We start from the raw sequence: 6,054 nt of genomic DNA, 5'->3' as shown, positions 1-6,054 counted from the left end.
CAGGGCATGATGAGCGTATATCTGGGGTGCCGGTCGGGTTTGTTGCGTTGAAATGGCCGGACTGGGGGTGAATATCGGGGTTTCTCTGCCCGGTTTCTGTGCGATTACGGAACCCGGGGGATTGGGGTCACGGATTCAGGTTTAATATAACAAAGGCCCGTTAGTAGGGCCTTTGTTTTTTCGGGGGATTCTATGCGTAGTCAGACACGGGTATGCAGCTGCACGACAGATTGCGGTCGCCCCAGACGTTGTCCACACGGCCCACGGGCGCCCAGTACTTGCCCTTGCGCAGGGCGGGCACGGGGTAGGCGGCGGCCTCGCGGCTGTAGGGGCGCGTCCAGTCGCCCGAGAGCAGGCTTTCTGCCGTGTGCGGTGCGTTCTTCAGCGGGTTGCTGTCCTGTGGCCATGCGCCGGATTCGATCTGGCGGATCTCTTCGCGGATAGCGATCATCGCGTCGATAAAGCGGTCCAGCTCGTGCAGGGTTTCGCTCTCGGTGGGCTCCACCATGAGCGTGTTGGGCACAGGGAAGCTGAGCGTGGGTGCATGGAAGCCGTAGTCGATCAGGCGCTTGGCCACGTCTTCGGCCATTACGCCGCTGGTGTCCTTGAGCTGGCGCAAGTCCAGGATGCATTCGTGGGCCACATGGCCCGGCTTGCCGTCCTTGCCTTCAGAGGCGTACAGCGTGGGGTAGTGCTCCTTCAGCCGCACACTGATGTAGTTGGCCGACAGGATGGCCACTTCGGTAGCGGACTGCAGACCCTCGGCGCCCATCATGCGGCAGTACATCCAGCTGATGGGCAGCACGGCTGCGTTGCCCAGCGGCGCAGCGCTGACCGCGCCCACGCCACCCGCCACACCCGCCGTGGCATGGCCGGGCAGGAAAGGCACCAGGTCTTCGACCACGCACACAGGGCCCACGCCGGGGCCGCCACCGCCATGGGGGATGCAGAAGGTCTTGTGCAGGTTCAGGTGGCTCACGTCGCCGCCAAACTCGCCGGGGGCTGCCACGCCCACCAGGGCGTTCATGTTGGCACCATCCACATACACGCGGCCGCCATGCTGGTGCACAAGCGCGCACAGCTCCTTCACGCTGGTTTCAAACACGCCGTGCGTGCTGGGGTAGGTGATCATCACGGCGGCCAGATTGGCGCTGTGCTGCTCGCACTTGGCCTTCAGGTCGGCCATGTCCACATTGCCGTTGTCGTCGCACTTGGTCACCACCACCTGCATGCCTACCATCTGCGCGCTGGCCGGGTTGGTGCCATGCGCGCTGCTGGGGATCAGGCAGATGTTGCGGTGGCCCTCGCCGCGCGATTCGTGGTAGCCCTTGATGGCCAGCAGGCCAGCGTATTCACCCTGGCTGCCCGCGTTGGGCTGCAGGCTGATACCCGCGTAGCCCGTGGCCTGGCACAGCCACGCGCGCAACTGTTCGTCCAGCTCCTTGTAGCCTGCCAGCTGGTCGGCGGGGGCGAAGGGGTGCATGTTGGCAAACTCGGGCCAGGTGATGGGAATCATCTCGCTGGTGGCGTTGAGCTTCATGGTGCACGAGCCCAGCGGGATCATGCTGCGGTCCAGCGCAAGGTCTTTGTCGGACAGCTGGCGGATGTAGCGCAGCATGCTGGTTTCGCTATGGTGCGTGTTGAACACCGGATGCGTGAGGTACGCGCTGGTCCGGCGCAGCTCGGCCGGGATGAGCGACTCGATGCCCTTTTCAAACGCGTCGAAGGTGGGCAGCGCCTGGCCATCCTTGGCGAAGATCTTCCACAGCAGCTCCACATCGGTGCGTGTGGTGGTCTCGTCCAGTGAGATGCATAGGATGTCTTTGGAATGAATTCGCAGGTTTACGCCCATCGCTACTGCTTTTGCCGCTATTGATTTGGTAGCATCTGCGCTGTGCAGGCTCACTGTATCAAAGGAGGCCTGCGGGCGCACCGGCGCGCCCAGCTGCTCCAGGCCACGCGTGAGGATGGCCGTGTAGCTGGCCACGCGCTGCGCGATCCGGCGGATGCCTGCGGGGCCGTGGTACACGGCGTACATGCTGGCGATAACGGCTGGCAGAACCTGCGCCGTGCAGATGTTGGATGTGGCCTTTTCGCGGCGGATGTGCTGCTCGCGGGTCTGCAGCGCCAGGCGGTAGGCGGGGTTGCCGTGCGCGTCCACACTCACGCCCACCAGGCGGCCAGGCAGGCTGCGCTTGAAGCCATCGCGGCAGGCCATGTAGGCGGCGTGCGGGCCACCGGCGCCCATGGGCATGCCAAAGCGCTGGGTGGTGCCCACCACGATGTCGGCTCCCCACTCGCCGGGCGGTGTCAGCAGCGAAAGGGCCAGCAGATCGGCGGCGACGATCACGCTTGCCCCACGGGCCTTGTACCGGGTCACCCAGTCGCGCAGATCGCGCACTTCGCCGGTCACCCCAGGGTACTGGAGCAAGACCGCAAAGCTGTCGTGTGCAAGCCCCTCTGGGCCGCTGCAAAGACGCACCTCAATCCCCAGTGGTTTGGCGCGCGTGCGCACCACCTCCAGGGTTTGCGGCAGCACCTGATCGTCCACGAAGAACACGTTGGACTTGGACTTTCCCGCGCGCATCGCCAGCGTCATGGCCTCGGCCGCTGCGGTTGCTTCGTCCAGCATCGATGCGTTGGCAATCGGCATGCCGGTCAGGTCGCACACCATGGTCTGGAAGTTGACCAGCGCTTCCATGCGGCCCTGCGAGATTTCGGCCTGGTAGGGCGTGTAGGCGGTGTACCAGGCGGGGTTTTCCAGGATGTTGCGCAGGATGACGCCGGGGGTGTGCGTGCCGTAGTAGCCCTGGCCGATGAAGCTCTTGAGCAGCTTGTTTTTGGATGCAATCGCCTTGAGTTCTGCCAGCGCCGCGGCCTCGGTAATGGGCAGCGGCAGATCCATTGCGCGGCTGCGCGCAATGGAGCGCGGCACGATGCTTTCGATGAGCGCGCGGCGCGAGGCCTCGCCGATCACGGACAGCATGTGCGCTTCATCGGCCGCATCGATACCAATGTGGCGTGGCAGGAATTCGGTGGCGTTTTCAAGCGCGCCAAGAGGCGTGGCGGATTGCATCAGCATGGGGCAGTCTCGTGAGGGCAGGGTTGGGTGGGGGCCGCGTCAGGGTGTCCGGGCATGGCCCGACGCCAGGCCCGCGAACGCGTCCGGCGTATCAGGCGGTCTTGGCAAATTCGGTGTAGGAGGCTTCGTCCAGCAGCGCGTCCAGTTGGACGGCATCGGACAGCTTGACCTTGAAGAACCAGCCGCTGCTCAGCGGATCGGTATTGGCCAGCGAGGGGTCGGCGCGCAGGGCTTCATTCACTTCGGTGATCTCGCCGGAGACGGGCATGTACACATCGGCAGCGGCCTTGACGGATTCGACCACGCCGGCCACGTCGCCCTGGGCAAAGGTTTGGCCGACTTCGGGCAGGTCCACAAACACCACGTCCCCCAGGGCGTCCTGGGCGTGCACGGTGATGCCGACGATGGCCGCGTTGTGGTCGGCGGCGTTGATCCATTCGTGGTCTTTGGAGAATTTGACGGTCATGGGAGGCTCCTCAAAATGGGTGGTTGAAGGGGTAAGAGACTGCACCGCGCAATGTAGCGGGCCTGCTGGTCCAATGGCCGCGCATGGCTGGCATCAGCCTCGGAAATAGTTGGCGGGCACAAAGGGCATCGCGCGCACTTCCATGGGCACCGGCTTGCCCCGCACGATGGCATGCACGCGCGTACCAATGGCGGCAAATGCTGGCGCCACGTAGCCCATGGCCACGGGCTCGTTCACCGTGGGGCCCAGCAGGCCGCTGGTGACTTCGCCGATCGTGAGGCCGTCGGTGCTTTGCAGCTCGGTGTGGTCGCGCACGGGCACGCGCTCCAGCGCCACCAGGCCCACGCGCTTGCGTGACAGGCTGGCGGGGTTGTCGATCTGCGCCAGCACCTTGTCTGCGCCCGGGAAGCCCCCCGCGCGCGCACCGCCGGTGCGCCGCACCTTCTGGATGGCCCAGTTCAGTGCGGCCTCGGGGGGTGTCGTGGTGGTGTCGATATCGTTGCCATACAGGCACAGGCCTGCCTCCAGGCGCAGCGAATTGCGCGCGCCCAGGCCGATGGGCTTGACCTCAGGTTGCGCCAGCAGCGCGCGGGCCAGCGTGTCGGCCTGCGCGGCAGGCACCGAGATTTCGAAGCCGTCTTCGCCGGTGTAGCCGCTGCGCGTTACGAAGCAGTCGCAGCCTGCGATGCTGAAGTTGCCGCCGGTCATGAACACCAGCTTGGCCACGCTGGGAGCCAGGCGCGCCAGCGCGGTCACGGCCTGGGGGCCCTGCAACGCCAGCAGGGCGTGGTCGGGCAGGGGGATGACCTGGCAGCGTTGTCCGATGCGCTCGGTGATGTGCGCGATGTCGCCCACTTTGCAGGCACCGTTGACGATCACGAAGATTTCACCGTTGCCCTGGTTGAAGAACATCAGGTCGTCGATGATGGTGCCCTCGTCCGTCAGCAGCAGGCCGTAGCGCTGCTTGCCCACCGGCAGGTCGATCACATCCACGGGCATCAGGGTCTCGAACGCCGCTGCAGCGTCGGGCCCCACCAGCTTGAGCTGGCCCATGTGAGAGACATCGAACAGGCCTGCCGCCTGCCGCGTGTGCACATGCTCGGCCATGAGGCCGCTGGGGTATTGGACGGGCATGGAATAGCCCGCAAAGGGCACCATGCGCGCGCCCAGTTCGATGTGCAACGCGTTCAGAGGCGTTGTCAGCAGGGGGGCTGCAGCAGGGGATGACATGAAGGGAGCTCCGGGCAAATGGTGGCATCGGCCTTCATGGAAGGCCGCGGTATTTGCCCCGCTGTCCGGTTTACCTGAGAGATTCACCGCAATGCCCTGGCTGGCCGTGCAGTTTGCTCCTTCGGTGGATGGGAGCCGCGCCAGGGCGGTGCCATCTCTCTCCAGCAAGGGAACGCGCGCATCACTGCGCGCGGTTGTCAGTCCTTTTGCCTGAGCGTTCGGCTGCTGCCTGCGCCTTCGGCGGTGCGGCGCGACCCATGTCGTGATCGGCACACTCTCTCCTGAACGGCCAGATTCTAACTAGTTTGCGTCAATGGCGCGCTGCAAAAAGTGCGCAATCGATGGAAACATACGTCACGAGCGTCCGGCTGGCCAGCAGGGAACTCCCTTGCCGACGGCAACATGTACGTGATGAATCGGGCCAGCGATCTCCGGGCCACCCAGCACGCCGCAAACAGCCTCACTCGGACTGACGCTCGCCGCCTGCAGCCCCTCAAATGCCAATGGCCCCGTGCTGGCGGTAACCAGCCGGGGCCTTGTCAGTTCGTGCGCTCCGGTAAAAGCGCCTTGATGGGAGAAGTATGCGGCGCAGACTCCAGATGATTTTGCTGAAATCATCGCTGCAGCCTTGGAATTTAGAAGGATTTTCTGTCAATTAGCGATTTGGTGGATAATGAGAGTGATGGATCGCCTTGATCGAAAAATTCTCGCTGTACTCCAAGCCAACGCCCGGGCCAGCCTGCAGGAGATCGGTCAGGCCGTCGGCCTGAGCCCCTCGCCCTGCTGGGGCCGCATCAAGAAAATGGAAGAGGCGGGGGTGATCCAGGGATACACGGTACGGATCAACCCGCAGGCGCTGGATCTGGCCGACACGGTGCTAGTGCAGGTCACGCTGGACAGCCACTCGGACAACACGCTGGAAAAATTCGGCGAGATTCTGGCCAGCATTCCCGAGGTTATCGAGGCCCACTTGGTCTCAGGTGACTATGACTACCTGCTGCGGGTCGTGGTCAAGGACACGCGCGACTACGAGCGCTTGCTGCGTGAGAAGCTGTACAAGATCAAGGGCATCCGGCACAGCCGCTCAAGCTTTGTTCTGCGAACGCTCAAGAAAGCGGATCTGCCCCTTTTTGCGGGCTAGTGTGCTGTCCCGCAAATACGTGAGCAAAGTCGATGCAGCTTTTCAAGGATCGAATCGGCGGTGGCAGTCCATGTGAAGGGCTGGCAGTTTGTGTTGTGCGCGGCGACGAAGTGGTCGATGCGCTGCACAAGCTGC

4 protein-coding genes, 1 pseudogene and 2 riboswitches are annotated in these 6,054 nt (G+C 64.1%); of the genes and pseudogenes, 1 reads left to right on the top strand and 4 read right to left on the bottom strand.

Annotated features, from left to right (window positions below; genetic code table 11):
• Positions 1 to 190: 190 nt before the first annotated feature.
• The 3 genes from gcvP to gcvT all read right to left on the bottom strand — a co-directional run bounded on the left by gcvP (position 191) and on the right by gcvT (position 4,778).
• Entirely contained in the window at positions 191 to 3,082 is a 2,892-nt protein-coding gene (gene gcvP, locus ACK543_RS06865) for an aminomethyl-transferring glycine dehydrogenase (protein ID WP_409942104.1), read from the bottom strand.
• 91 nt (positions 3,083 to 3,173) lie between these two features.
• Positions 3,174 to 3,548, bottom strand: coding sequence for a glycine cleavage system protein GcvH (gene gcvH / locus ACK543_RS06860; protein WP_409942103.1), 375 nt, complete (start codon positions 3,546 to 3,548; stop codon positions 3,174 to 3,176).
• A 93-nt stretch (positions 3,549 to 3,641) separates the two neighbouring features.
• Positions 3,642 to 4,778, bottom strand: coding sequence for a glycine cleavage system aminomethyltransferase GcvT (gene gcvT, locus ACK543_RS06855; protein WP_409942102.1), 1,137 nt, complete (start codon positions 4,776 to 4,778; stop codon positions 3,642 to 3,644).
• Positions 4,779 to 4,829: 51 nt separating this feature from the next.
• Positions 4,830 to 4,953: riboswitch (glycine riboswitch) on the bottom strand.
• A 13-nt stretch (positions 4,954 to 4,966) separates the two neighbouring features.
• A riboswitch (glycine riboswitch) is annotated at positions 4,967 to 5,070 on the bottom strand.
• A 390-nt stretch (positions 5,071 to 5,460) separates the two neighbouring features.
• Here gcvT and ACK543_RS06850 point away from each other — a divergent pair.
• Positions 5,461 to 5,919, top strand: coding sequence for an Lrp/AsnC family transcriptional regulator (locus ACK543_RS06850; protein ID WP_069105581.1), 459 nt, complete (start codon positions 5,461 to 5,463; stop codon positions 5,917 to 5,919).
• On the opposite strand, the pseudogene ACK543_RS06845 reads toward ACK543_RS06850, so the two are convergent.
• Positions 5,916 to 6,054, bottom strand: a pseudogene (locus ACK543_RS06845) (IS630 family transposase); the annotation flags it as partial. The gene ACK543_RS06850 and the pseudogene ACK543_RS06845 sit on opposite strands and share 4 nt — an antisense overlap.

It is taken from the genome of Acidovorax sp. (genome assembly GCF_046341535.1).
GTDB lineage: Bacteria > Pseudomonadota > Gammaproteobacteria > Burkholderiales > Burkholderiaceae_C > Acidovorax.
Note: the sequence above shows the minus strand (reverse complement) of the source record. Positions and strands in the feature narration are given on the sequence as shown.